Consider the following 23,221-nt stretch of genomic DNA (forward strand, 5'->3'; position numbering starts at 1 on the left):
CGTGCCGCCACCGCATTGAAAGGGCATGGTTTCATCTCGCCTTGCCCCGGCCATCGCGGCGTTCGCCCTCCTGCTCACCGGGCTGCTCGCCCCAGCCCAAGCGCAGTCGGAAAGGCAGGTCGCACAAGACTCTTCGCCCCTTGTCTACCAGGTGGAAAGCGCGCCGAACGTCGGAGGCACCGGCGATCCCGAGCTGTTCCTCGACACGCCCATGGGCCTGATCGAAAGCTTCATGACGGCGGGGGACCGAGAGGACTGGCGCGCGGCGAGCCAGGCGCTGGACTACACCAGTATCGAGCGCGAGGGCACGCAGTTCACGCGCGAGGAACTCGCGGCGCAGCTCTATCACCTGATGAACCGCACGGTGGCGATCGATTGGGCGCAGTTGCCCGATCGCCCCGATGCGATGGATACCGATGCCAGCAGCAAGAACCCGATGGCCGGGGTTGCGCGCCGATCGCTTAGCGTGGCGATGCTCGAACTTGGTAATCGCCGCGTGCCCGTCCGCCTCGCACGGGTGCAGGCGCCCGAGGGCGAGCCGGTATGGGTCTTCAGCCGCCAGACGGTCGACAACGTGCCCGCGCTCTACCGCCAATATGGCCCGACCCGGTTCGAGAAGATGCTGCCCGCCACGCTACGCGAGCCCGCCGTCTGGACTCTGGCCTGGTGGGAACTGATCGCGCTGCCGCTGGTGCTGATCGTCGCCGCGCTGGCAGGGCTGGCGACCTATCTCGCGATCCGCCGCTGGCGCACCCATCATGATACGGACACCAAGCTCGGCGGCGTGCTGCAGGCGGTCCACCTGCCCGCAACCCTGTTCGCCTTTGCCGGCACCTTCGCGCTGGTGCGCAACACGGTGCTGCGGCTTTCCGGGCCCGCGAAGGACCTGCTCGACCCCTTCCAGCTCATCCTCGTCATCGGCGCGATCCTCGGTATTGCCCTCGCCGCGATCGAGGCGCTGTTCGAACTCGCGACCAACCGCCGGACCGACGCACTCGAAGCGCCCGGCAATCACGAGGACCGTAATTTCTACACCAAGATGAGCGCGATCCGCCGCATCGTGACCGCGCTGCTGCTCCTCGCCGCAGTCGGCTTCCTGCTTGTGGCGAGCAACATTGCCGACACGCTCGGCTTCTCGATCCTCGCTTCGGCAGGGGTGCTCGGCCTGGTGCTCGCCTTCGCGGCGCGCAAGGTGCTGGGCGACATCATGGCGAGCGTGCAGATCGCCTTTGCCCAGACCGCGCGGATCGGCGATGCCGTGCAATTCGACGGGCAATGGTGCTTCGTCGAGAAAATCGGCTTTACCCACCTGCGCCTGCGCACATGGGACGAACGCCGCGTGATCGCCCCGGTCAGCACCTTTACCGGCGAAAGCTTCGAAAACTGGACCAAGCAGGACGCGAGCCTGATGACCCATGTCGAGCTGGAGCTGGACAACCGCGCCGATGTGGACGCGCTGCGCGAGGAATTCCTGCGCTTCGCGCAGCAGGACGAGGACGTGATCGATCACGAGGATGCGGTCTGCGAAGTCGTCGGTCAGGACGCACGGGCCAAGACGGTACGCTTCATGGCGCGCGCGTCAGACCCGAAAACCGGTTGGTCGATGCACTGCCGCGTGCGCGAACACATGCTGGCCTACGCAGCACGACTCGACGCCACAAACGAGCCGATGCCCGCCTTTTTCGCGCGCGAACGCGAAGTGAGTTTCGGCAGCCAGAACGAATAAGCTCCTTAAAAGGAACGGCAATCTCTCTCCCATGCACCGCGCTTGAGATTGTGTCTAAATCAAGGCATGATTATGGCCATAATGTGATGGGAGAGTGTTCATGCCTGCTCGACGTTCCTTGCTGATCGTATCCGGCGCCGCGCTCGCGCTGGCCGCGTGTTCGGACAACAGCTCCTATGAAACGACCGAAGCGGTCACGACCGCGGACATCGCGCAAGAGCGGATCGCCGATATGGCGCCCCCGCCCCCGGCTGCGCAGAGCGAGGCCGGAGCAGTGCCAGCGGATGGCTCCGCGCCTGAGACCGCCTCGATCCCCGAAATTCCGGCCGCCGCACCCAAGATCGCCTATGTCTATTCCTACGGCTTCCGTGTCCCACGCGAAGAAATCGCGCCCTTGCAGGAACGCCATGCCGACATGTGCGAAAACTTGGGCCCGCTGACCTGCCAGGTCCGCTCGCTCGAACAGAACGGCGCAGAAGACGAGTACGGCTACGGCCGGCTGGAGCTGTCGGTCGCGGCGGACAGGGCGCGCGATTTCGGCCGCGAACTGGCACAAGCGGTCGAGTCCGAGGGCGGCAGCCAGATCTCGTCGAGCATCGGGGGAGAGGATCTGTCCAAGCAGATCGTCGACACCGAAGCGCGCCTGCGCAGCCGCGAAGTGCTGCGCGATCGTTTGATGGAAGTGCTGCACACCCGCAAGGGCAGCGTGCAGGAACTGGTCGAGGCCGAACGCGGCGTGGCACAGGTCAACGAGGAGATCGACCAGGCGCGCAGCTGGCTGCAGGAAATGCGCGGCCGCGTGGCCTATTCACGGATCACCGTAACCTACCAGAGCGAGGGCGCACGCCCCGGCGGTTTCGTCGAGCCGATCCGCAGGGCGGTAAGCTCGATCGGGCCGGTCGCAGGCAATGTGATCGGCGGGCTGATCCTGCTGCTGACGATTTTTCTGCCGCTCGGCCTGATCGGGTACGGCCTCTGGCGGCTGTTCCGCTGGCTGCGGCGGCGCGAGGAAAGAGCCGCCAACACGGACTAGCCCCGGCTCATGTCGTGCGCATCGGCAGGGATGGTGACTTCCAGCCCGTCGAGCGCGTCGGTCAGCGTGATCTGGCACGACAGACGGCTGGTCGGGCGCACGCCATAGGCGAGGTCGAGCATGTCTTCCTCGTCCTCGCTCGCTTCGGGCAGCTGAGCGAACCAGTCCTTCGCGACGAGCACGTGACAGGTGGAACAGGCCATCTGCCCCTCGCAGGTGCCCTCCAGCGGCATCCCCGCCGCCTGCGCGACGCGCAGCAGCACGTCGCCCGCCTGCCCCTCGGCCTCGACGCGCTGCCCGTCTGCCTTGTGAAAGATGACCTTCATGCCTGGCTCTCCGCCATATCGAGTATGAGTGTGCACGCACGCTGCATATCCTCGCGCGTGGTGTAGCGCCCCCAGCCGAGGCGGATCGACGATTTCGCCTGCGCGTCGGTGAGCCCGATCGCACGCAGTACATGGCTCGTCCGGCCCGATCCGCTGGCGCAGGCCGACCCGGCGGAGAACATCACTTCGCGGCATTCGCTCATCAGCCGAGAGACGTCTAGGCCGTCCTTCCGGATGTTGAGATTGCCGTGCCAGCGCTGCTCGGCACTGCCATTGAGCGTGCAGCCGGAGAAGGCGTCGCGGGCGATGTGCCACAGCTCTTCCACATGCGCGGCGTCTTCCTCCTGCCACTCGACCCCGAGCGCCGCCGCCGCGCCGAACCCGGCGCACAGCGCGGGCGAAAGCGTACCCGAGCGCAGCCCCTGCTCCTGCCCGCCGCCCTCGATATGCGGAGTCAGCGACAACCCATCGCGCACCCACAGCGCGCCAATACCCTTGGGACCGTGCAGCTTATGCGCGCTGACCGCGATCATGTCGGCTTCTTGCGGGAGGGCCATCTTGCCCGCCGCCTGTACCCCGTCGACCAGCAGCAGCGCGCCGGTCTCCTTGGCGCGCTTTGCCATTTCGGTGATGGGCTGGATGGTGCCGATCTCGTTATTGAGCTGCATCACGCAGAGCAGACCGACATATTTAGGCATATCGACGTCCGGCACGATCACTCCGTCCGCGCCGACCGGCAGTTCGGTCCAGTTGCCGATCGCCTTGACGGTGTCGATCACCGCCGCATGCTCGATCGCGCTGAAGGCGATGTGCTCGCCCGAGCGGACAGCGGCAGTGCCCCGGATCGCCAGATTGAGCGCTTCAGTCGCGCTGCCGGTTAAGATCACCTGCCCGCCCGGAGGAAACAGCGTCGCAATCTGTTCGCGCGCCACCTCGACCGCCGCCGCCGCCGCGCGGCCCATGCGGTGCGGGCTGTGCGGGTTGCCGAAGGTTTCGGAGTCGGGTCCGCCGAGCCACGCCAGCATCGCCTCACGCGCTTCCGGCGCGAGCGGGGTGGTGGCCTGGTAGTCGAGGTAGATCATACTGTTGCTCTCATCCTACCAATACGTCGCCCCGGACATGATCCGGGGCAAGGCTTTCTTGCGGCGCGCTGGAAAGAAGAAGCCCGCCCCCGGATCAAGTCCGGGGTGACGGGGGAGGCTAGGAGAGGCTCCGCCACCCTCCGGCAAACGCATCCAGTTCCTCGCCCGTCGTACTCCACCCAATGCTTACCCGGATCGTGCGCGCGGCGACATCGTCGGGCACGCCGAAGGCACCCAGCACACGGCTTTTCTTGAGCGTGCCGGAAGAACACGCGCTGCCCGCCGACACCGCAAAGCCCTTCGCGTCGAGCCGGATGAGCTGGGCCTGTGCGCTCATCGTGGGATGGGAGACGGCGATGATATGCGAGCAGTGCATCCCCATCCGCAGGACTTCTCCATGCCGGAAGAGTTCGTTCTTGAAATCCAGCTGCTGCTCGACCGTCGTGGCCCAATTCTCAATTCCGCCGGCTTCCAGCGCCGCCGCCATGCCGAGAATTCCGGGCAGGTTCTCCGTCCCCCTCCGGTAGCCGCGTTCGTGACCACCCGTCGGCTTGAGCATCGCGAAATTACGGACCAGCAGCGCGCCCACGCCGATCGGACCACCGAACTTGTGGGCCGAGACGATCGCCATGTCGCAATCTGGCAGCGGCAGTTTCCCCGCACTTTGCGCGCAATCGACGAGCAAAAGCCCGCCGTGGGCGTGAACCACGTCCGCTATCGCCCCGATGTCCTGAATCGTACCGGTTTCGGAATTCACGTGCTGGACTGCAACGAGCGAGCGGCTCTCCCGCCCGTCCACCACCGGTGATGGCTCGATCAGCTCGCCCAGCACCTCAAGGTCAACGTTCCCTTCCCCATCAACCGGGATCGAGGGAAGGTCGCGAGCCTCGCAAAAGCCGTAAATCGCATCATGCTCGACGACGCTTACCGCCTCGTGGGTCACGGCGGCATGGTCGAACGCAAGCAGCGCACTTTCACTCGCGCCGCTGGTAAAGATCACCTCGCCGTCCCACCCCAGCGCCGCCTTCACCCGCGAGCGGGCATCCTCCAGCGCCTGCTTGGCGCGGCGGCCCTCGGCGTGGGGGGAACTCGGGTTGGCCCAGATCGCGAACCCCTCGTCCATCGCCGCTTTGGCCTCGGGCCGGAGCGGGGAGGTGGCGGCGTGGTCGAGATAGATACGGCTACACGCCATCAGATACGCACCTGGATGCTCGAAGTAATTGCGAAATGCGGCATAAAGCCTATATAGCCGCCCTCCTCGCGCGCGCCACCGCCGCTTGTGCCAGCTTAGCTATTTCCGGATCACAGCACTCATGCCCACCGTCATCTTCCCCGGCCCCGAAGGCCGCCTCGAAGGCCGTTTCTCGCCCCCGCCGCGCCCGCGTGCGCCGGTCGCGCTGATCCTCCACCCGCACCCGCAGGGCGGCGGCACGATGAACGAGCGGATCACGCAGAGCCTGTACAAGACCTTCGTCGATCGCGGTTTCGCGACGCTGCGGTTCAATTTCCGCGGCGTGGGCCGCAGCCAGGGCAGCTTCGACAATGGCATCGGCGAATTGTCCGACGCGGCCAGCGCGCTCGACTGGATTCAGTCGATCCATGAAGAGGCGCAGGTCACCTGGGTGGCTGGCGTCAGCTTCGGTGCATTGATCGGCATGCAACTGCTGATGCGCCGCCCAGAAATTCGCGGCTTCATCTCAGTCGGTGCGCCGGCGAGCATGTACGACTTCAGCTTCCTCGCCCCCTGCCCCGCCAGCGGCATCTTCGTCCACGGCGCGGCCGACACGGTGGTGCCTCCGCCCGCCGTCACCAAGCTGGTCGAGAAGCTGCGGACGCAGAAGCACATCACCATCCACCACGAAGAAATCCCGCGTGCCAACCACTTCTTCGAGAAGGAGCACGACGAGATGATGGGCGCGGTGAACAACTACCTCGATTTCCGCCTCGATCCCTCCTGCCCGATCCGCTGAGCGCGCTGGCGGCGCAGGCCGCCAGGCTTTCCTGACACATCGAACCCCGCAGTTGCGGGGCTTCTAGTCGTGTCTCTATTCGATCTCTTTTTGAAACGTTATACCATCTATACTGCATTCATAGTAATGCTGTATCATCTCTCTTGAGTCGGCAGAAAGTCGGCCGCCAGAAAACAGGAGAGATGTCCATGGCTTACGCCTATGCCAACCAATCGCAGAACCGGTTGCCTGCAATCGCGGCAGTGGCAGGAATCCATGCGGGGATCGGCGCGCTGCTGATCTACGGCCTTGCGACGGGCGAGTTCGCGAAGTCCGACCCGCCGCCGCTGGTGGGTGGCCAGATCGAGCTGCCCCCGGCCCCGCCGCCGCCCGATCCGGTCGAAACGCCGCGGCCCGACACGCCGACCTCCTCGCGCGAAATCATGACTCCCATGCCGCCGGTCACCCTCAACAACAATCCGCCGCAGGTCGACACCACCGACATCATCCTTCCGCCCGCTCCGCCGATGCCGAACGTGATTCCATCCGTCCTGCCGACGCTGGACCCGCCACCACCACCGCCAAGCCCCACGCCCAGCTTCGATCCGGTGGCAGCGCGCCCGTCGAACAGTCCGGGCAGCTGGGTGACGCAAAGCGATTATCGCAGCGCGTGGATCTCACGCGACTACGAAGGAACGGTGGGCTTCCGCCTCAAGGTCGGCGCCAGCGGCAAGGTCGAGAACTGCGCGATCACGAGGTCCAACGGGATTTCCGCGCTCGACCAGGCGACCTGCCAGCTGGTCGAGCGGCGCGCGCGCTTCTCGCCCGCCCAGAACGCCGATGGCCGCGCGGTCGCAGGCAGTTACAACGGCGCCGTGCGCTGGCAGCTGCCTGACTGACAGGACAGTCTAGTCCTGCCCGGCTTCGGGGGCCGACGCGCTGTCGATCGGCGCGCGGCCCTCGGAATCGGGGATCGTCCAGATCGCGACATTCATCAGCGCGACCAGCGCCGCGAGCACCATCAGCCCCGCCTGCTTGCGCTGCCCCTTGCGGAACAGGATAACCGCCCCGACGATCAAGACGATGGCAGCAAGGACGAGCAGCGAGAGAACCATATCGAGCATTCTTTCGCCTTAGCCGCTCCCCGATTGACGCGAAAGCGGGCGCAGCGCATCGTGGACGTCATGACAGCATTTTCCCTGACCCGCCGCCAGACGCTGGCCGGCCTCGCCGCTTCTTCCGCCCTCACCATCGGCGGCTGCACCGCCACCGGCAGCTCCCCCCGTTTGCGCGACATGACGCTCGCGCCCGGCGAATGGCTCGACGATGTCGCCTACGCAATGCTGAGGTACGAACCCGAGCGTGCGACCAGCCTCGGCGTCGATACGGGCGAATATGCCAGCCTGCGCGGCCAGATCGAAGACCAGTCGCCCGCCGGCCAGCGCGAATATGCGTCCTATCTGCGCTGGGTGGTCGGCCAGATGGACGGGCTCGACGAAAGCGGCCTGTCGCCCGAACAGCAGACCAGCTTCCAGGTGGTGCGCAGCGCCTTCTCGACGGCGGTCGAAGGGTTCGAACAGCCCTATGGCGATGTCGCGGTCGGCAGCTGGCGCAATGCGCCCTACGTCGTGATCCAGAACGTCGGCACCTATCTCGACATGCCGCGCTTCCTGGATTCCTCGCACCCGCTCGAGGATGCGAGCGATGTCGGTTACTATCTCGAACGGCTCGACAGCGTCGATACCGCGCTCGACGGCGAACTCGAGCGCCTGCAGGCGGCGCGCGCGCTGGGCGTGATCCCGCCCGACTTCCTGCTCGACAAGGCTATCGCCGCGATGGAGGCGAGCATCGCATCGGCACCGCAGGACTATGTCAAACCGCTCGAAAAAGCGCCCGAGGGCGCGCGCGATGCGGCAATGCGCACCGCCGGGAGCATCGTCGAGCGCGATATCGTCCCCGCGCTCCAGCGCCAGCTCGCCGAGCTGAAGACCGAACGCGCGCGTGCCACCTCCAATGCCGGCATGTGGGCGCAGCCCGGCGGGCCCGAATGGTATCGCTGGGCGCTGAAGGCCAGCACCACCACCACGCTCTCCCCCGACGAAATCCACGAACAGGGGCTGGAAGAGCTGGAATCGCTGCACGCACGGATGGATCCGATCCTGCGCGACATCGGCTACGACAGCGGCACGGTGGGTGAGCGGATGCAGGCGCTCAGCACCGACAAGCGCTACCAGTTTGCCGAGGGCGATCCGGGCCGCAAGCAGATCATGGACTTCATCCATGACCGGATCGACTGGATCACCGCGCAGATGCCGCGTGCCTTCAACCAGCTGGTCGATCCCAATGTCGAGGTGCGCCGCCTGCCGCTGGCCGAAGAGCCCGGGGCGCCGGGTGCCTATGGCGGCGCGGGCAGCAAGGACGGGTCGATCCCGGCGCGCATGTGGATCAACCTGCGCACCACGGACCTGCACCGCAAATACGACCTCGCCGACCTGACCTATCACGAGAGCATTCCCGGCCATGCGTGGGAAGGCACCTTCTCCAACCGCCTGCCGCTGATCCGCTCGATCCTCGCGTTCAACGCCTTTTCCGAAGGGTGGGCGCTCTATGGCGAGCAGCTGGCCGACGAGCTTGGCGCCTACGACGATTTCCAGGTCGGCCGCCTCGGCTATCTCCAAAGCCTCGCCTTCCGCGCATGCCGACTGGTGGTCGACACCGGCATGCACCACAAGCGCTGGACGCGCGAACAGGGGCGCCAGTTCTTCGTCGAGCGCAACGGCAGCAAGGCGGAGGAAGTGGCGAGCGAGGTCGATCGCTATTGCAGCTGGCCGGGCCAGGCCTGCGGCTACAAGATCGGCCATTCGCAGATCGTGGCCCAGCGCGCCCGGGCGAAGAGCGAACTGGGCGATGCCTACGACTTCAAGGCGTTCAACACCGCCGTGATTCTCGGCGGCAACTCGCCGCTCGATGTCATGGAAAAGACGGTTTCGCGCTATATCGGGAACGCTGCCACATAGGATACGGGGGCAATGGGGGTACATGGCCTGGAAGGGAATTTTGTTCGCCGCCTTGCTGATCGGCCTGCCGTCGGGCGCGCAAGCGCACTGGCGCAAGGCCGAAAGCGAGCATTTCGTGATCTACGCCGACGACAGCGAGCGCGATCTGCTCGCTTTCGGAGAGGCGCTGGAACGCTATCACGCCGCGATGGCCTTCATCACCGGGCGCGATCAGGCGAGCCCCAGCCCATCCAACCGGGTGACGATCTTCGTCGTCGGTGGCGAGCGCGACGTGCAGAAGCTGTACGGGGGCGATGCCAAGTTCGTCGGCGGCTTCTACGTTCCGCGAGCGGGCGGCTCGCGCGCCTTCGTCCAGAAGATCGGTTCGATCCGTCGTGATCCCGATTTTTCGCTGACGGTCCTCCTGCACGAATACGCGCATCATTTCCTGATCAGCAGCTCGCGTTTCGCGATGCCGAGGTGGATTTCGGAAGGGGCCGCAGAATTTTACGCCTCCGCCAATTTTCCGCGGGACGACGGGGTTGGTATCGGCAGGCCCGCGGTGCATCGCGCCGGTGAACTCTACCACGCACGCGACGTTTCGGTTCGCGAACTGTTCGATCCCGACCTTTACGAGGAGAACCGGCGCAATGGCTACGATGCGTTCTACGGACGCAGCTGGCTGCTGTATCACTACCTCTACTTCGAGGATGAGCGTCGCGGCCAGCTGCAGACCTACTGGGCTGCGCTGATCAATGGCAAGCCGCCGCTGGAAGCCGCGCAGGAAGGCTTCGGCGATCTCGACGAACTGCAGGACGATCTCGACGATTACCTCAACTCCTCGCGCATGAGCTCGTTTGCGCTTTCGGCCGACATGCTGCCGATCAGGCCGGTTTCGGTCAGCACGTTGAGCGAAGGGATGGACGAGATGATCGCCGTTCAGATCCGCTCGCAGCGCGGCGTAAACCGCGAACAGGCGCTGGAACTGCTCGTCGATGCGCGCGAGATCGCAGCGAAGTACCCGGACGATCCGGGCGTGCTGGCGGCGCTGGCCGAAGCGGAATACGACGCTGGCCATCCCGACGAAGCGATCGCCGCGGCGGACCGGGCGATCGCGATCGATCCCACGCTCACCAACCCCTACGTCCAGAAAGGGTTCGCACTGTTCGCGAAGGCGAGCGATGCAGGGGCGGACGCGGACTGGGATGCCTCGCTGCAACCCTGGGTTGCGCTGAACAAGCGCGAGAACGATCACCCGCTGCCGCTGATCTATTTCTACCGCATCGCGCAGATGCGCGGCAAACCGGTGCCCGATCTGGCTCGCCAAGCGCTCGAATGGGCGTTGGAACTGGCGCCGTTCGATCTCAGCCTCATCTTTCAGACCGCGCTGATGCAGGCCGAACAGGGCCGGATCGCAGATGCCCGGCAGACGCTATTGTCGCTGACCTTCAATCCCCACGGCGGCGAGCTTTCGGACCGGGCCCGGAAGCTGCGCGAGGCGCTGGCGAAGTTCGACGAGGGAACGCCCGTCGGCCCCGACCAGCTGCCGATGTCCCTCTACTTCCAGATCGAGGAAGGGTCCGGCGGAGACGGCGGCGAGGAGAACGCGGGCTAGGGTTTCACGGTCCCGCGCGGCACCAGCCTCACCTCGAACAGGGTCGGCCACAGCTTGCCGGTGACGAACCAGCGATCCTTTTCGGGATCATGAGCGATGCCGTTGAGTACCCCGCCCGGATCGGCCGCCGCGACCTCTTCCACCAGCGGGCTCAGGTCCACGATCTTGCGGATCGCGCCGGTCTGCGGATCGATGCCTACGATCACCTGGCTATACCACTGGTTCGCCCAGATGAGCCCGTCGACCACTTCCAGCTCGTTGAGACGCGGGACCGGCCGGTCGTCGAGCGAGACTTCGATTTCGCGCTCGACCGAGTAGGTTTCGGGATCGAGGAACCGCAAGGTTGCGCTGCCATCGGATGCGACCAGCTGGTCGCCCAGCACCGCGAGCCCCCAGCCTTCGAACGCGAAGGGATCGCTGCGCACCGGCGCCAGCGTGCCGAGTGCCCAGCGGTGGATGACCCCGTTGCGCCATGTCAGGCTGACCAGTTCGTCGCCCCACAGGGCAAGCCCTTCGCCGAACTGATCGGTGGGGATGTCGCTCGCGGCGAGCACCTCGCCGCTGGCGAGGTCCACGCGCCGGACCTGCGACTGGCCTTCGCGACCCGTACTCTCGTACAGATGCCCGTCATGCCACAGCAGCCCCTGCGTATAGGCAGTCGGATCGTGCGGAAACCGCGCGACGACCTGCGCATCGTAGACGACGGGCCCGGTTTCGGCAGGAGCCGCGGACTCTGCAGGTGCAGACTGGACCGGTGTGGACTGGGCCAGCGGTGCAGTCTGCGCGGCGACCGGCGTCGCGAGTGCGGCTAGGGCGAGCGAGAGCGACAGGATCGGGTGGATCGGCATAGTTTCCCATCAAGCTCCATCGCGCCTGACCATGCGCTGAAGCACACTGCCCGTGTCGCATGGCCGCGATCGAAGGTCCATATCGTCAGTGAAGCCGGGCCTGACGGCGGCCGCAGCCTCAAGGCTTGCGGATGATCCACAGGTCCTTGTTGGTGCGCGAACGCTTCAGCCTGCACAGGGGCTTGGCATCGGCAGTGATGCCGATCTCGCGTCCGTCGTTCGTTTCGGGAAGCCAGAAGACGAAGGCGCCATCGTCCTTCTCGAAATCGAGGGTCTGGACCGGCTGCCCACCATCGGTATCGAACCTGAGCTTGAAGCGCGTCATTGCGCACGTCCCTCGCACCGCATCGCCCGTCCCCCGTGCTCCAGATGCCCTGTTGGATCCATGGCGTGACTACGGCGGAGCAGGCCCTGCCGGACCCAAACTAACCTTGCGCAATATGCCGCTGAATATGGCCCTTGCGAAAAGGGCCGACGCCCGTCGGCAGGACGGATAAAATTAGGGCCCCGCTCCGGCTTTTACCGTGCGGGGCCCCTCCTCTCCAGCTCGGAAAGTCGTGTCGGCTCAGACGTCCTGCGTGTCCGCGTGCGGCGCGGCATCGCGCACGCCCTGGTCCACATAAGGTGCGAAGGGCTCGAAATTCTCGACGAACAGCTTCACCAGCTTGCGCGCGGTCGCGTCGTACTGTGCTGCATCGTCCCATGTCGAGCGCGGATCGAGGATGGCGGTGTCGACACCCGGCACGCTGACCGGGACTTCGAAACCGAAATTCTCGTCCGTGCGGAACTCGGCGCTGTTCAGCGATCCATCGAGCGCAGCGTTGAGCAGCGCGCGGGTCGCCTTGATCGGCATGCGGTGGCCCACGCCGTACTTGCCCCCGGTCCAGCCGGTGTTGACCAGCCAGCACTGCACGCCGCCCTCGGCAATGCGTTCCTTGAGGAGGTTGCCATAGACGCTGGGATGGCGCGGCATGAAAGGTGCGCCGAAGCAGGTGCTGAAGGTCGCCTCGGGCTCGGTCACGCCGATTTCGGTACCCGCGACCTTGGCGGTGTAGCCCGAGAGGAAGTAGTACATTGCCTGGTCGGGCGTCAGCCGCGCGATCGGAGGCAGCACGCCGAAGGCATCGGCGGTCAGCATGATGACGTTGCTGGGCGGCGGGCCCATGTTCTCGTCCGAGGTGTTCGGGATCGAGGACAGCGGATAGGCGCCGCGCGTGTTCTCGGCGAGTGTCGCGTCGTCGAGATCGATTTCGCCATTCTCGTCCATCACCACGTTTTCGAGGACGGTGTCCTCCATCTTGGTGGTGGCGTAGATTTCGGGCTCGGCCTCGGGGTTGAGGCGGATCATCTTGGCGTAGCAACCGCCTTCGAAGTTAAAGACTGCGGTATCCGACCAGCCATGCTCGTCATCGCCGATCAGCGTGCGGCTGGCATCGGCGGACAGCGTGGTCTTGCCGGTGCCCGACAGGCCGAAGAACACCGCGCTCTTGCCATCGGGCCCGATATTGGCCGAGCAATGCATCGGCATCACGCCCTTGGGCGGAAGCAGGTAGTTGAGCACGCCGAAGACGCTCTTCTTCATCTCGCCGGCATATTTCGTGCCGCCGATCAGGATCAGCTTTTCCTCGAGATTGACCGCGATTACCGTCTCGCTGCGGCAGCCATGACGCTCGGGATCGGCCTTGAAGCTGGGCAGATCGATGATCGTGTATTCGGGCACGAAACCTTCGAGCTCGTCCGCCGTCGGGCGCACCAGCAGCGTGCGGATGAACTGGTTGTGCCACGCGAGCTCGTTGATGACGCGCACCTTCACGCGATATTCGGGCTGCGAACCACCGAACAGGTCGGCGACGTAGAGCGTTTCCCTGTCCTTCACCGCGGCGAGGAAATCTTCCTTGAGCGCAGCGAAGTGCTCCGGCGACATCGACGCGTTGTTGTCCCACCACACCGTCTCTTCGGTCTCGGCGTTGCGGACGATGAACTTGTCCTTCGCGCTGCGGCCGGTGTGCTTGCCGGTCTCCACCACCAGTGGGCCATCCTTGGCGCGCTTGCCTTCGCCATTGTCCAGCGCCGCGCGAGTCAGCGCAGCGCTATCGAGGTTGGCGTGGATCGTGGCGTCGGTCGCGATCCCCTGGTCGGCCAGACTGTGGGACAAAGATGCAGGCACTTTCGCCAATCTCCTGATATCTAATCGCGAATGCGGAAACGCTCGGCTGTCCGCAAACGGCTCCTTCGAATCCATAAACGGATGCATGAGCAACTGACCACGCGCATAATCGCGGGCGCAAGGTCCGTCAAATTCGTGCCATCCCCGCGCAGCAATCCGTGCACCACCATCCCTGCATGCGTTGTGACTTGCGGTTGCACACGCTAGTTTGATCGCGCACGAAACCGCCTACGCACTGGACCCCATGGACCCGACGACCGACAGCAGCGAAACGCAATCGCCCACCACGTCGCCCCTGCGCCGTACCGACCGGCGCGTCGTCGCGCTGGTGGACGATGATCGCAACATCCTGACCACGGTCTCGATCGCGCTGCAGGCCGAAGGGTTCGAGACCCGCGTCTATTCCGACGGCGAGACCGCGCTGCGCGCGCTGACCGAGAATCCGCCCGATCTTGCGGTGTTCGACATCAAGATGCCGCGCATGGACGGGATGGAACTGCTCGCCAAGCTGCGCGAGCGTTCGCCCCTCCCCGTCATCTTCCTGACCAGCAAGGACGACGAGCGGGACGAGGAAGCCGGATTCGAAATGGGCGCGGACGATTATATCTCCAAGCCCTTCTCGCTCCGCCTGCTGGTTGCGCGCATCCGCGCGATCCTGCGCCGCAGCGGGCTCGACGACGGAGCCCCGGGAGCGCCCGGCGAGGAAGGCGAATCTGCCCAGTCGCGCGCCAGCTTCAGCCGCGGGCGGCTGACGATGGACCCGGCACGCCACCAGGTGACCTGGGATGGCAAACCGGTGTCACTGACCGTCACCGAATTCCTGCTGCTGGAGGCGCTCGCGCACCGCCCGGGCGTGATCAAGAGCCGCAACCAGCTGATGGATGCGGCCTATCCCGACGACGTCTTCGTCGATGACCGCACGGTCGACAGCCACATCAAGCGGATGCGCAGGAAGTTCCGCCAGGTCGATTCGGAGTTCGGCGCGATCGAGACCCTCTATGGTGCCGGCTACAGCTTCAGCGATGGCTGACCATGGCCGCTGACAAGGGGGGCGTGCGGCGCATGGCGCGCCCGCTGGAGCGGGTGGGCTTTTTCTCCCGCATATCGCTCACCACCCGTATCCTGCTGGTGAACATCCTCCCGCTGGTTTTGCTGGGCGGCGGGATCGTCTATCTCGATTCCTACCGCGCCCAGCTGCTGGACGAGCGGTACAAGCTCGCCCGGATCGAAGCGCAGATCACCGCCGAAGCGCTGGCCGGGGCCACCCGTGCACGCCAGGACGCGCTACTGCTCCAGATCGCGAAGGAGCAGGACATGCGCCTGCGCCTGTTCGACCCCGAAGGGCAGCTGATCGCCGACAGCTTCCAGCTGGGCGAGCCCACCTTCACCCTCGACGACCCGACCGACGATCCGTTCAACCTGCGCTTCGCGCGCTTCCTCGATCAGATCGTGGACACCGTGGTCAGCGCCCAGCCCGTGCCCCGCTATATCGAGCCCGAATCGAACATCGCCGATTCCTGGCCTGAGCTACAGCGCGCGCGCGAACTCGGCATTTCGCAGATCGAACTGCGGCAGGCGGCGGACCGCACCCCGGTGATAACCGCCGCCGCGCCCGTCGGCCTGCAGGGGACGACCCTGCTGACCACGCGAAACGCGATCGATATTACCGAATCGGTCCGCCGCGCGCGCTCTACGCTGGGTACCGGCGTGTTCTTCGCGCTGGTCGCGTCGATCCTGCTCTCGCTGTTCCTCGCCCGCACCATCGTTACGCCGCTGCAGACCCTGTCCAAGGCAGCACAGCGCGTCCGCCTGGGGCGCGAACGCGAGGTGCAGGTCCCCCGCCTGCCCGATCGGCAGGACGAGATCGGCATGCTCGCCCGCGCGGTCGCCGACATGACCGATGCGCTGCGCCAGCGGATCGACGCGGTGGAGCACTTCGCGGCCGATGTCGCGCACGAGATCAAGAATCCCCTCGCCTCTCTGCGCAGCGCAACCGAATCGCTCGGCACGGTGGAAGACCCCGAATTGCGGGCCCAGCTGCTCGACATCGCGACCCACGACGTACGCCGGATAGATCGGCTCGTGACCGAGATTTCCGATGCCAGCCGGATCGATGCAGAGCTTTCGCGCGCCACCTTCGAGCCGGTCGACCTTGTCGCGCTGATCGCCAACATCATCGAAAGGCGGCGCAACCGCGGGATCGATCTGGGGCGCGAAATCGTGTTCGAGCATCGGCCGCAGGACGCGTGGACGATGGGCGTGGCCGACCGGCTCGAGCGGGTGATCGACAACCTGCTGGACAATGCGGTGTCTTTCTCCCCCGCAGACGGAATGATACGGGTCGTGGTGGAGCATGATCGGGGGGCCATCGTCGCGATGGTGATGGACGAAGGCCCCGGAATTCCGCCGGATGCGCGCAGCAAGGTGTTCGAGCGTTTCCATTCCGATCGCCCCGCAGCAGAGAGTTTCGGGGACCACAGCGGGCTGGGCCTCGCCATCGCGCGAACGATCGCGGAAGCACACGGCGGCACGCTCAACGTACAGGACCGGCCTGATGGTGGAGACGGCGCGTGCCTCGTGCTCGACCTGCCCGCTCTGCCGGAAGACAGCACGAATAGTGGCTGAGCCGCGCTTTAACGGCAATATTGCGCTACATAGGGATCATGGTGCCGACACGAGTGCCGCACCACAATCAGCGACGAGGAAGGCAAGGCTTTGAGCGAACGCCAGAAAATCATGCTCGTCACCGGCATGTCGGGGGCCGGCAAGACCACCAGCCTGCGCGTGCTCGAAGACCTGGGCTGGGAAGCGATCGACAATTTCCCCATCCGCCTGCTTCGCCCGCTGGTGATGGAAGTGCTTGCGGGCGAGGACCGCACGCCGATGGCGATCGGGTTCGATGCCCGCACGCGCGGCTTTGCGCCCGCGACGATCATAGCGCTCGTAAAAAGCCTGAGCGAGCAGAGCGATCTGGAACTGACAACCCAGTTCATCGACTGCAACAGTACCGAGCTGGAACGGCGCTATAACGAGACGCGGCGACGCCACCCGCTTGCCAATGGGCGCACCGCGATGGACGGGATCCGGGCGGAGCGCGAGTTGCTGGAGCCGCTGCGCCGCTGGGCGGACATGCTGATCGACACCAGCCAGCTCACTACCAACGAACTGCAGCAATTCGTCCGCCAGAATTTCGAAACCCAGACCGCCGCCGATCTCGCCGTGACCGTGAGCAGCTTCGGCTTCGCGCGCGGGATGCCGCCGCTGGCGGATCTGGTGTTCGACATGCGCTTCCTCGACAATCCGCACTGGCAGCCGGGCCTGCGCGAACAGACCGGACTGGACGAGCCGGTGGCGTCTTTCATGCGGCAGACCGACGGGTTCGAAGAGAATTTCGAACGCATCCGGGTGCTGCTGCTCGACCTGCTACCCCGATACCGAGCGCAGGGAAAAAGCTATGTCCACATCGCATTCGGCTGCACCGGAGGGCGCCATCGGTCGGTCTATACCGCACAGCGAATGTCGCAAACATTGGGCGATGCGGGCTTCGCGACCACCGTTTCGCATCGCAATCTCGCCAGCCGCGCAGCCGACACGGTGGAGATGCAAACCGCCTGATTGCTTCGTTCCCCCTTGTGTTGGGCGAAACTGCTTATAGACACGTCGCCCATGATTGGGCTCATTCTGGTTACCCACGGACAGCTTGCGCGCGAGTTCGTGTCCGCAATGGAACACGTGGTCGGCCCGCAGAAGGCGATCGCGTCGGTCTGTATTGGTCCGAACGACGATGCGCAGGTCCGGCGCGATGAAATCAGCGACAAGATTTCCGAAGTCGACCAGGGCAAGGGCGTCATCATCCTGACCGACCTCTTCGGCGGCACGCCTTCCAACCTCGCGATCTCGCTGCTCGATGAAGGCCGGGTGGAGGTGATTGCGGGCATCAACCTGCCGATGCTGATCCGCCTCGCCCGTGCGCGCGAGAGCATGGATGTGGCCGATGCGGTCCGCGCGGCGCGCGATGCGGGCCGCAACTACATCACCATCGCGTCCGAGTTCCTGGCCCGGCCGGGTGAGGAACTGAAGGAAGCGGGCAAATGAGCGGGGCCGGGGGCGCGCTGCGCAAGACCATAATCATCGTCAACGAACGCGGCCTTCACGCACGCGCCAGCGCCAAGCTGGTCGAAGTGGCCAGCCGCTGGCCCGACACGACCGTGATTCGCGTCGCCAAGGGCGAGCGTGAGGTGGACGGACGCTCCATTCTCGACCTGATGATGCTGGGCGCGGCGAAGGGCGACGAGATTGTCGTGATCGTCGATGGCGAGGACGCACCTGCCGCCATGGACGAACTGGCGGGCCTGGTGGAAACCGGCTTCGGCGAGGAATAGGCGCGCGCGCCGGTCCCTGATTTTCGATGCCCCGTCGCCAGATCACCAGCTATTCGAACCCGTCGGTCAAGTCCCTTCGGGCCCTGCGCGAAAAGAAGCATCGCCAGCGCGAAGGCCGCTTCCTGGCCGAAGGGCTACGCCTGCTGACCGACGCGCGCGAAAGCGGGCGTGTGCCCGAAACGCTGGTGATGGCGCAGACGCGCGATCCCCATCCGCTGCTCGACACGCTGGAGCGCGCGGTGGAGGATGCCGGCGGCGACGTGATCGAGACGACACCCGACATCCTTTCCAAGATCACCGGCAAGGACAATCCGCAGGCGGTCGCCGGGGCCTTCGCGGAATGGGACACCGGCCTCGACCGGATCGACCGGGAGGCCGCGCCGATCTGGCTGGTGGCACAGGCACTGCGCGATCCCGGCAATCTGGGCACAATGCTGCGCACCGGCGATGCTGTGGGCGCAGGTGGACTGATCCTGATCGACGATTGTGCCGATCCGTTCGGTGTGGAGGCCGTGCGGGCGAGCATGGGCGCCATCTTCACCCAGCAGCTGGTGCGCGCACGGTGGGAGGATTTCCTGCCGTGGCTGCGCAGCGGCAGCGGCCAGCTGGTCGCGGCATCGCTGCGCGACGCGGTGCCGTTTCGCGGCGCGCCCTACACGGCCCCGTGTTTCGTGCTGGTCGGCAATGAATCGCAGGGACTGCCGCTCGCTTACGAAGAAGCGTGCGACCTCAGGGTGACGATGCCGATGCGCGGCCGGGCGGACAGCCTCAACGCAGCGGTCGCCGCCGCCGTGCTGGCCTACGAAGTGCTCGCCACGCTCGACTGAGCGCGCGATGGCGGCACCCGCGCCGCGCCTCAGTCGTCCAGATGTTCGCCGGTGATGATATAGTGGACGCTGCCGGCAATGATCTTTGCGTAATCGCCGACCCGCTCCAGCTGCTTGGCAATGAAGAGCAGCTGGACGCCGTTGGTCACGAACGCCTCGTCCTTGCGCATTTCACGGGCGACCAGTTCGGTCAGCTCGTCGAACAGCTCGTTCAGCCGGACATCGCGGTCGCGCACGACCGCCGCGAGGCTGGCCTCGCCCCGGTTGAAGCACTCGACCGACTGGGCGAGCATCGAGGACCCCAGTCGGTTCATCTCGCGGATCTTGCGCATGATCGGGGCGGCATCGCGGAAATCGACCAGCCCCACTCGCTTTGCCATGTTCTTGGCATGATCGCCCGAGCGTTCGAGGATCGCGCCGATGCGGATCGCCATGACGAGGTAGCGCAGATCGTCGGCCACCGGCGCACGCAGCGCGATGCTGCGCATGGCCTTCTTCTCAAGCTCGCTTTCCAGCTCGTCGAGATGGAGATCCTGCGCGATCAGTTCTTCCGCGCGCGCCTGATCGTTTTCCACGAGCGCATCGATCGAAGCCTCGAGCGCGCGCGTCGCCGCATCGGACATCGCATTGATGGCGATCGCAATTTCCGTGAGCTCGTTGTCGAACGCGGTAACGGTGTGCGCGCTTTTTACCTGTGACATTTCCATGTAACCAATATGACTCTTTGGTTACAATTTTCAATCGGTATCCTTGCGCAATCCCCGAAATGCGACAGTTTCTTGCCCGCTCCACCGCGGCTCAATTGTCACATTTGCCAGCACGAGTGGCTCGGTCGCCCACGATGATCGCCCCGGTCTGCGCGCCACCGAGGAGGCCCGCCCCGACCGGTCGCGTCGCACCTTTCCCGCTGGCAGTCCCCTATTCCGCGGCGTCGCGCGTATCCTCGATCGCGGCGGCATCCTCTGCCGTATAGGTGGGCGTTTCGGCGATCTGCGGGATTTCCTCGATCTCGCGCTTGCCGATCTCGATGCCCTTTTCGGACAGACGGCGACCGGCGGACAGCACATTGCGTTCGAAGCTACCGACGAACTTGTTGTAGTTCTTCACCGCGCTTTCGAGCCCGCCGCCCACGCGCTTCATGTGCTCGGCGGCGATGGCGAGACGGTCGTAGAGTTCGCCCCCCGCCTTGCCGATCTCCATCGCTTCCTTGGCGATCGTATCCTGCCGCCAGACCTGCGCCACGGTCCGCGCGATCGCCACGAGGTTTGTAGGAGTGGCGAGCAAAACCTTGTTGCGGAAGGCAAAATCCCACAGTTCGGGATCGGCGTCGAGCGCGGCGGCGACGAAATGCTCGCCCGGCACGAACATCACCACATAGTCGGGCGCGTCGTCGAACTGGCTCTGGTAGCTTTTCGATCCGAGCGTCTGGACATGGCCGCGCATGGACTTGGCGTGCAGGTCCAGATGCCGCTTGCGTTCCCCCTCGTCCTCCGCCTCGAACGCGGCCTGGTAGGCGTTGAGCGAGACCTTGGCGTCGATAACCAGTTTCTTGGAGCCGGGCACATTCACGATCGCGTCGGGGCGCAGCCTGCCCTCGGCCGTCTCCAGCGACTGTTCGAGCATGAAGTCGGTATGTTCGGACAACCCGCACTGCTCAAGCACGTTCTGCAGCGCCCGCTCGCCCCAGCGGCCGCGCGCCTTGGGCGCGTTGGTGAGCGAATTGCCCAGTCGCTGCGCCTCGCGCCGGACCTCTTCCTGGCCCAGCCGCATCTGCTCGATCTGCGCGGCGAGCGAGGAGAAGGCGTTGGTGCGCTTTTCCTCGAGGTCGGAAACCTGTTTCTCGTACTTCGCCAGCCGCTCCCCCACCGGGGCGAGCAGCGCGCGGATCTTCTCTTCGGACGATTTCTCGGAATGGCCGAACCGCTCGCTCGCGCGCTCTAGGAAGGATTCCTGCGCCTTTGTCAGCACCGCCGACCCGGTGTTCTGGAATTCCTTGAGCAGCTCCTCGCGCGCTTCGACCAGCAGGCGTTTCTGCTCGTCGAAATTGGCGGTCTTTTCCTTGAGCGTCGCCAGTTCGGATGACAGCGCACCATTGGCCCGCCGCGCCTCTTCCAGCACGGTTTCGTGCCGTGCGCGCGTTTCCTTCAGCTCGGCATCCAGCGCATCGACGCGCGCGCCCTTTTCGCGCGCCGCCTCAAGCTCGGCATAGGCGCGCAGGTACTTGGCGTCGGTCTCCTTCGCCTCCCGCTCGCTCTCGGCCAGCCGCGCCTTCAGCTCGGCTGCCGGCCTGCCGCCGAGATACCACCCGACGCCCAGCCCGATGAGCAGCGCCACGACACCCAGAATCGAATATTCCATGGCCGGAACATAGCTGGAACGACGCCGCGCGCCAAGCCGCCGCGGGAACTATCCCCCGCCCGCTCCGCTCCCTTAGCAGAGAAGGAGAAAAGCCGATGTCGATCAAGGAAATGATCAGCGAGCACCCGTCCGTCGGGGCCGATTACAACGAACAGCTTGCCGAGGCGGTCAAGCATGCGATGTATTGCGCGGCGATCTGCAATTCGTGCGTGGATGCGTGCAATGCGGAAGAAGGCGACATGTCCGAATGCATCCGCAAATGCTCGGACTGCTCGGACATCTGTCAGGCGGTGAGCACGGTCGCGGCGCGCCGGACACATGGCAACACGGCGGTGATCAAGTCGCTGCTCGAAGCGTGCATCCTCGCCTGCAAGGTCTGCGCGGAAGAATGCGCCAAGCACGACGATCCGCACTGCAAGCGCTGCGAGAAAATGTGCCGCGAGTGCATGGAAGACTGCGTGAAGGCGCTGCAGGGCATGGTCGAAGCGGCCTGAGGCCAGCCCGATCAAATACTCGTCGCCCCGGACGTGATCCGGGGCAAGGTTACTTCATGGCTGGCACATAGAAGGAAGCCCTGCCCCGGCTCGTAGGCCGGCGCGACGAGGAGATTAAAGGATGGACTAAGCCGCCACCCTCAGCTTTTTGAGCTTCTTGAGCGCCATCTGGCGCTTGAGGCGGCTGAGGTGGTCGATGAACAGGATGCCTTCGAGGTGGTCCATTTCGTGCTGGATGCAGGTGGCGAGCAGCCCCTCCATCGCCTCGGTATGTTCCTTGCCGTCGAGGTCCTTCCACCGCACCGTGCAGGTCGCGGGGCGATCCACGTCGGCGTAGATCTCGGGCACCGACAGGCAGCCTTCCTGATAGGTTGCCAGTTCCTCGTTCGGGTCGAGGATTTCGGGGTTGATGAACACCTGCGGCTCTTTCTTGGTCGCCGGGTGCGTGTGCGCGTGCCCGTCATGGTCGCATTCGACCGGCTCCGCATCCGGATCGTCGGGCTGCAGATCGATCACGAGGATGCGCTTGGGCACACCCACCTGGATCGCCGCCAGGCCGATGCCGTGCGCGGCATACATCGTCTCGAACATATCGTCGACGAGGGTGCGCAGATCATCGTTGAACTCGTCGGCGGCGACGGGTTCGGACACGGTTTTCAGCCGGGGGTCCGGCACTTCAAGGATTTCGCGGATAGCCATGGGGCGTCAGATAAGCGCGGTTCGCCCCGCTATCAAGCGGTTAGCCGAGCGGCCTCCTCGCCCGCAAGGCCTGGGCCAGCGTGCCCTCGTCGAGATAGTCGAGCTCGCCGCCCACCGGCAGGCCATGCGCGAGCTGGGTGATGCGGACGGGGAAATCCTCCAGCCGCTCGGCGAGGTAATGCGCGGTGGTCTGCCCTTCGAGCGTCGCGTTCATCGCCAGCACGACCTCGTCCACGCCCCCGGCCTCGATCCGCGCCAGCAGGCCGGGGATCGCGAGGTCTTCCGGCCGCACGCCGTCGAGCGCGGAAAGCTTGCCGCCGAGCACGTGGAACGTGCCAGAAAACAGCTTCGCCCGGTCGAGCGCCCACAGGTCCGCCACGTCCTCCACCACGCAGATCGACTTCGCATCGCGCCTGGGATCGGCACAGATGCCGCAGGGATCGCGCGTGTCGACATTGCCGCAGATGTGGCACTCCACCAGCGTGTCCTGAACGCTGAGCAGCGCATCGAGCAGCGCAGGTAGCGCGGTTTCGCGCTTCTTGACCAGATGCAGCACCGCACGCCGCGCCGAACGCGGCCCCAGCCCGGGCAGGCGGGCGAGTGCGGAGCTCAATGCTTCGATTTCTTGCGATGCCATTGCGATCACCTAACCGCTCACCCTGAGCTTGTCGAAGGGCCGTACTTTCTTCTAGCGCGGTTCCCAAAGGAAAAGCGGTCCT

At 65.3% G+C, this 23,221-nt stretch carries 24 protein-coding genes; 13 read left to right on the forward strand and 11 right to left on the reverse strand.

Annotated features, from left to right (window positions below; genetic code table 11):
- Positions 1-25: 25 nt before the first annotated feature.
- Positions 26-1,726: a mechanosensitive ion channel family protein gene (locus tag ACYQ0L_RS03415; RefSeq protein ID WP_459787516.1), complete on the forward strand. Its 1,701-nt coding sequence runs from the start codon at positions 26-28 to the stop codon at positions 1,724-1,726.
- Positions 1,727-1,826: 100 nt separating this feature from the next.
- Positions 1,827-2,759: a DUF4349 domain-containing protein gene (locus tag ACYQ0L_RS03420; RefSeq protein ID WP_459787517.1), complete on the forward strand. Its 933-nt coding sequence runs from the start codon at positions 1,827-1,829 to the stop codon at positions 2,757-2,759.
- On the opposite strand, the gene ACYQ0L_RS03425 is transcribed toward ACYQ0L_RS03420, so the two are convergent.
- From ACYQ0L_RS03425 to ACYQ0L_RS03435, 3 genes are all read right to left on the reverse strand, one after another.
- The gene (locus ACYQ0L_RS03425) at positions 2,756-3,085 is read right to left on the reverse strand and encodes a 2Fe-2S iron-sulfur cluster-binding protein (protein WP_459787518.1); all 330 of its coding nucleotides are present in this window, start codon (positions 3,083-3,085) and stop codon (positions 2,756-2,758) included. The two genes, ACYQ0L_RS03420 and ACYQ0L_RS03425, sit on opposite strands and share 4 nt — an antisense overlap.
- Entirely contained in the window at positions 3,082-4,167 is a 1,086-nt protein-coding gene (locus tag ACYQ0L_RS03430; RefSeq protein WP_459787519.1) for a cysteine desulfurase family protein, read from the reverse strand. Before ACYQ0L_RS03430 ends, ACYQ0L_RS03425 begins: the two co-directional genes overlap by 4 nt.
- A gap of 118 nt (positions 4,168-4,285) precedes the next feature.
- Entirely contained in the window at positions 4,286-5,359 is a 1,074-nt protein-coding gene (locus ACYQ0L_RS03435; RefSeq protein ID WP_459787520.1) for a cysteine desulfurase family protein, read from the reverse strand.
- A gap of 121 nt (positions 5,360-5,480) precedes the next feature.
- Here ACYQ0L_RS03435 and ACYQ0L_RS03440 point away from each other — a divergent pair, with 121 nt between their 5' ends.
- Together ACYQ0L_RS03440 and ACYQ0L_RS03445 are read left to right on the forward strand one after the other, a co-directional pair.
- Positions 5,481-6,137 carry an alpha/beta hydrolase gene (locus ACYQ0L_RS03440; protein WP_010238692.1) on the forward strand — a complete coding sequence of 219 codons (657 nt, stop codon included), beginning with the start codon at positions 5,481-5,483 and terminating at the stop codon, positions 6,135-6,137.
- Between the two features lie 188 nt (positions 6,138-6,325).
- Complete coding sequence (locus ACYQ0L_RS03445; RefSeq protein WP_459787521.1) at positions 6,326-7,015, forward strand: energy transducer TonB; 690 nt, start codon at positions 6,326-6,328, stop codon at positions 7,013-7,015.
- 9 nt (positions 7,016-7,024) lie between these two features.
- Here the strand turns inward: ACYQ0L_RS03445 and ACYQ0L_RS03450 are convergent, their stop codons facing one another.
- Entirely contained in the window at positions 7,025-7,240 is a 216-nt protein-coding gene (locus ACYQ0L_RS03450) for a hypothetical protein (RefSeq protein ID WP_459787522.1), read from the reverse strand.
- A gap of 60 nt (positions 7,241-7,300) precedes the next feature.
- On the opposite strand from ACYQ0L_RS03450, the gene ACYQ0L_RS03455 reads away from it, so the two are divergent.
- Both ACYQ0L_RS03455 and ACYQ0L_RS03460 read left to right on the forward strand, forming a co-directional pair.
- The gene (locus ACYQ0L_RS03455; RefSeq protein ID WP_459787523.1) at positions 7,301-9,133 is read left to right on the forward strand and encodes a DUF885 domain-containing protein; all 1,833 of its coding nucleotides are present in this window, start codon (positions 7,301-7,303) and stop codon (positions 9,131-9,133) included.
- A 22-nt stretch (positions 9,134-9,155) separates the two neighbouring features.
- Positions 9,156-10,727 (forward strand): hypothetical protein, encoded by a 1,572-nt coding sequence (locus tag ACYQ0L_RS03460; protein WP_459787524.1) that lies wholly within the window; start codon positions 9,156-9,158, stop codon positions 10,725-10,727.
- Here the strand turns inward: ACYQ0L_RS03460 and ACYQ0L_RS03465 are convergent.
- The 3 genes from ACYQ0L_RS03465 to ACYQ0L_RS03475 all read right to left on the reverse strand — a co-directional run bounded on the left by ACYQ0L_RS03465 (position 10,724) and on the right by ACYQ0L_RS03475 (position 13,742).
- On the reverse strand, positions 10,724-11,575 hold the full coding sequence (locus ACYQ0L_RS03465; protein WP_459787525.1) for a glutaminyl-peptide cyclotransferase: 852 nt from the start codon (positions 11,573-11,575) through the stop codon (positions 10,724-10,726). The two genes, ACYQ0L_RS03460 and ACYQ0L_RS03465, sit on opposite strands and share 4 nt — an antisense overlap.
- Before the next feature lie 118 nt (positions 11,576-11,693).
- Positions 11,694-11,900, reverse strand: a complete 207-nt coding sequence (locus ACYQ0L_RS03470) for a hypothetical protein (RefSeq protein ID WP_459787526.1) — start codon at positions 11,898-11,900, stop codon at positions 11,694-11,696.
- Positions 11,901-12,140: 240 nt separating this feature from the next.
- Positions 12,141-13,742: a phosphoenolpyruvate carboxykinase gene (locus tag ACYQ0L_RS03475; RefSeq protein ID WP_459787527.1), complete on the reverse strand. Its 1,602-nt coding sequence runs from the start codon at positions 13,740-13,742 to the stop codon at positions 12,141-12,143.
- A gap of 244 nt (positions 13,743-13,986) precedes the next feature.
- Here ACYQ0L_RS03475 and ACYQ0L_RS03480 point away from each other — a divergent pair, with 244 nt between their 5' ends.
- From ACYQ0L_RS03480 to ACYQ0L_RS03505, 6 genes are all read left to right on the forward strand, one after another.
- Entirely contained in the window at positions 13,987-14,772 is a 786-nt protein-coding gene (locus tag ACYQ0L_RS03480; protein WP_459787528.1) for a response regulator transcription factor, read from the forward strand.
- Positions 14,773-14,774: 2 nt separating this feature from the next.
- Positions 14,775-16,367 carry a stimulus-sensing domain-containing protein gene (locus ACYQ0L_RS03485; protein WP_459787529.1) on the forward strand — a complete coding sequence of 531 codons (1,593 nt, stop codon included), beginning with the start codon at positions 14,775-14,777 and terminating at the stop codon, positions 16,365-16,367.
- A gap of 90 nt (positions 16,368-16,457) precedes the next feature.
- The gene (gene rapZ / locus ACYQ0L_RS03490) at positions 16,458-17,357 is read left to right on the forward strand and encodes an RNase adapter RapZ (protein WP_459787530.1); all 900 of its coding nucleotides are present in this window, start codon (positions 16,458-16,460) and stop codon (positions 17,355-17,357) included.
- 51 nt (positions 17,358-17,408) lie between these two features.
- Positions 17,409-17,837, forward strand: a complete 429-nt coding sequence (locus tag ACYQ0L_RS03495) for a PTS sugar transporter subunit IIA (protein ID WP_459787531.1) — start codon at positions 17,409-17,411, stop codon at positions 17,835-17,837.
- Positions 17,834-18,124, forward strand: coding sequence for an HPr family phosphocarrier protein (locus ACYQ0L_RS03500; protein ID WP_459787532.1), 291 nt, complete (start codon positions 17,834-17,836; stop codon positions 18,122-18,124). The genes ACYQ0L_RS03495 and ACYQ0L_RS03500 overlap by 4 nt, the downstream gene beginning before the upstream one ends.
- Positions 18,125-18,150: 26 nt before the next feature.
- Positions 18,151-18,951, forward strand: a complete 801-nt coding sequence (locus ACYQ0L_RS03505) for a TrmH family RNA methyltransferase (protein ID WP_459787533.1) — start codon at positions 18,151-18,153, stop codon at positions 18,949-18,951.
- Positions 18,952-18,980: 29 nt separating this feature from the next.
- Here the strand turns inward: ACYQ0L_RS03505 and phoU are convergent, their stop codons facing one another.
- Both phoU and ACYQ0L_RS03515 read right to left on the reverse strand, forming a co-directional pair.
- Positions 18,981-19,652, reverse strand: coding sequence for a phosphate signaling complex protein PhoU (gene phoU / locus ACYQ0L_RS03510; protein WP_459787534.1), 672 nt, complete (start codon positions 19,650-19,652; stop codon positions 18,981-18,983).
- Between the two features lie 217 nt (positions 19,653-19,869).
- On the reverse strand, positions 19,870-21,309 hold the full coding sequence (locus ACYQ0L_RS03515) for a DNA recombination protein RmuC (protein ID WP_459787535.1): 1,440 nt from the start codon (positions 21,307-21,309) through the stop codon (positions 19,870-19,872).
- A gap of 95 nt (positions 21,310-21,404) precedes the next feature.
- On the opposite strand from ACYQ0L_RS03515, the gene ACYQ0L_RS03520 reads away from it, so the two are divergent.
- On the forward strand, positions 21,405-21,803 hold the full coding sequence (locus ACYQ0L_RS03520) for a four-helix bundle copper-binding protein (RefSeq protein WP_459787536.1): 399 nt from the start codon (positions 21,405-21,407) through the stop codon (positions 21,801-21,803).
- 126 nt (positions 21,804-21,929) lie between these two features.
- Here the strand turns inward: ACYQ0L_RS03520 and def are convergent, their stop codons facing one another.
- Both def and recR read right to left on the reverse strand, forming a co-directional pair.
- Positions 21,930-22,502, reverse strand: a complete 573-nt coding sequence (gene def, locus ACYQ0L_RS03525) for a peptide deformylase (RefSeq protein WP_459787537.1) — start codon at positions 22,500-22,502, stop codon at positions 21,930-21,932.
- A 40-nt stretch (positions 22,503-22,542) separates the two neighbouring features.
- Entirely contained in the window at positions 22,543-23,139 is a 597-nt protein-coding gene (gene recR, locus ACYQ0L_RS03530; protein WP_459787538.1) for a recombination mediator RecR, read from the reverse strand.
- Positions 23,140-23,221: the final 82 nt, after the last annotated feature.

It is taken from the genome of Alteriqipengyuania triglochinis (assembly GCF_054655655.1).

What these genes read in the sequence shown, in the direction of transcription:
- ACYQ0L_RS03415 (WP_459787516.1), top strand. Translation starts at nt 26, where the DNA reads ATGGTTTCATCTCGCCTTGCCCCGGCCATCGCGGCGTTCGCCCTCCTG.
- ACYQ0L_RS03420 (WP_459787517.1), top strand. Translation starts at nt 1,827, where the DNA reads ATGCCTGCTCGACGTTCCTTGCTGATCGTATCCGGCGCCGCGCTCGCG.
- ACYQ0L_RS03425 (WP_459787518.1), bottom strand. Translation starts at nt 3,085, where the DNA reads ATGAAGGTCATCTTTCACAAGGCAGACGGGCAGCGCGTCGAGGCCGAG.
- ACYQ0L_RS03430 (WP_459787519.1), bottom strand. Translation starts at nt 4,167, where the DNA reads ATGATCTACCTCGACTACCAGGCCACCACCCCGCTCGCGCCGGAAGCG.
- ACYQ0L_RS03435 (WP_459787520.1), bottom strand. Translation starts at nt 5,359, where the DNA reads ATGGCGTGTAGCCGTATCTATCTCGACCACGCCGCCACCTCCCCGCTC.
- ACYQ0L_RS03440 (WP_010238692.1), top strand. Translation starts at nt 5,481, where the DNA reads ATGCCCACCGTCATCTTCCCCGGCCCCGAAGGCCGCCTCGAAGGCCGT.
- ACYQ0L_RS03445 (WP_459787521.1), top strand. Translation starts at nt 6,326, where the DNA reads ATGGCTTACGCCTATGCCAACCAATCGCAGAACCGGTTGCCTGCAATC.
- ACYQ0L_RS03450 (WP_459787522.1), bottom strand. Translation starts at nt 7,240, where the DNA reads ATGCTCGATATGGTTCTCTCGCTGCTCGTCCTTGCTGCCATCGTCTTG.
- ACYQ0L_RS03455 (WP_459787523.1), top strand. Translation starts at nt 7,301, where the DNA reads ATGACAGCATTTTCCCTGACCCGCCGCCAGACGCTGGCCGGCCTCGCC.
- ACYQ0L_RS03460 (WP_459787524.1), top strand. Translation starts at nt 9,156, where the DNA reads ATGGCCTGGAAGGGAATTTTGTTCGCCGCCTTGCTGATCGGCCTGCCG.
- ACYQ0L_RS03465 (WP_459787525.1), bottom strand. Translation starts at nt 11,575, where the DNA reads ATGCCGATCCACCCGATCCTGTCGCTCTCGCTCGCCCTAGCCGCACTC.
- ACYQ0L_RS03470 (WP_459787526.1), bottom strand. Translation starts at nt 11,900, where the DNA reads ATGACGCGCTTCAAGCTCAGGTTCGATACCGATGGTGGGCAGCCGGTC.
- ACYQ0L_RS03480 (WP_459787528.1), top strand. Translation starts at nt 13,987, where the DNA reads ATGGACCCGACGACCGACAGCAGCGAAACGCAATCGCCCACCACGTCG.
- ACYQ0L_RS03485 (WP_459787529.1), top strand. Translation starts at nt 14,775, where the DNA reads ATGGCCGCTGACAAGGGGGGCGTGCGGCGCATGGCGCGCCCGCTGGAG.
- ACYQ0L_RS03495 (WP_459787531.1), top strand. Translation starts at nt 17,409, where the DNA reads ATGATTGGGCTCATTCTGGTTACCCACGGACAGCTTGCGCGCGAGTTC.
- ACYQ0L_RS03500 (WP_459787532.1), top strand. Translation starts at nt 17,834, where the DNA reads ATGAGCGGGGCCGGGGGCGCGCTGCGCAAGACCATAATCATCGTCAAC.
- ACYQ0L_RS03505 (WP_459787533.1), top strand. Translation starts at nt 18,151, where the DNA reads ATGCCCCGTCGCCAGATCACCAGCTATTCGAACCCGTCGGTCAAGTCC.
- phoU (WP_459787534.1), bottom strand. Translation starts at nt 19,652, where the DNA reads ATGTCACAGGTAAAAAGCGCGCACACCGTTACCGCGTTCGACAACGAG.
- ACYQ0L_RS03515 (WP_459787535.1), bottom strand. Translation starts at nt 21,309, where the DNA reads ATGGAATATTCGATTCTGGGTGTCGTGGCGCTGCTCATCGGGCTGGGC.
- ACYQ0L_RS03520 (WP_459787536.1), top strand. Translation starts at nt 21,405, where the DNA reads ATGTCGATCAAGGAAATGATCAGCGAGCACCCGTCCGTCGGGGCCGAT.
- def (WP_459787537.1), bottom strand. Translation starts at nt 22,502, where the DNA reads ATGGCTATCCGCGAAATCCTTGAAGTGCCGGACCCCCGGCTGAAAACC.
- recR (WP_459787538.1), bottom strand. Translation starts at nt 23,139, where the DNA reads ATGGCATCGCAAGAAATCGAAGCATTGAGCTCCGCACTCGCCCGCCTG.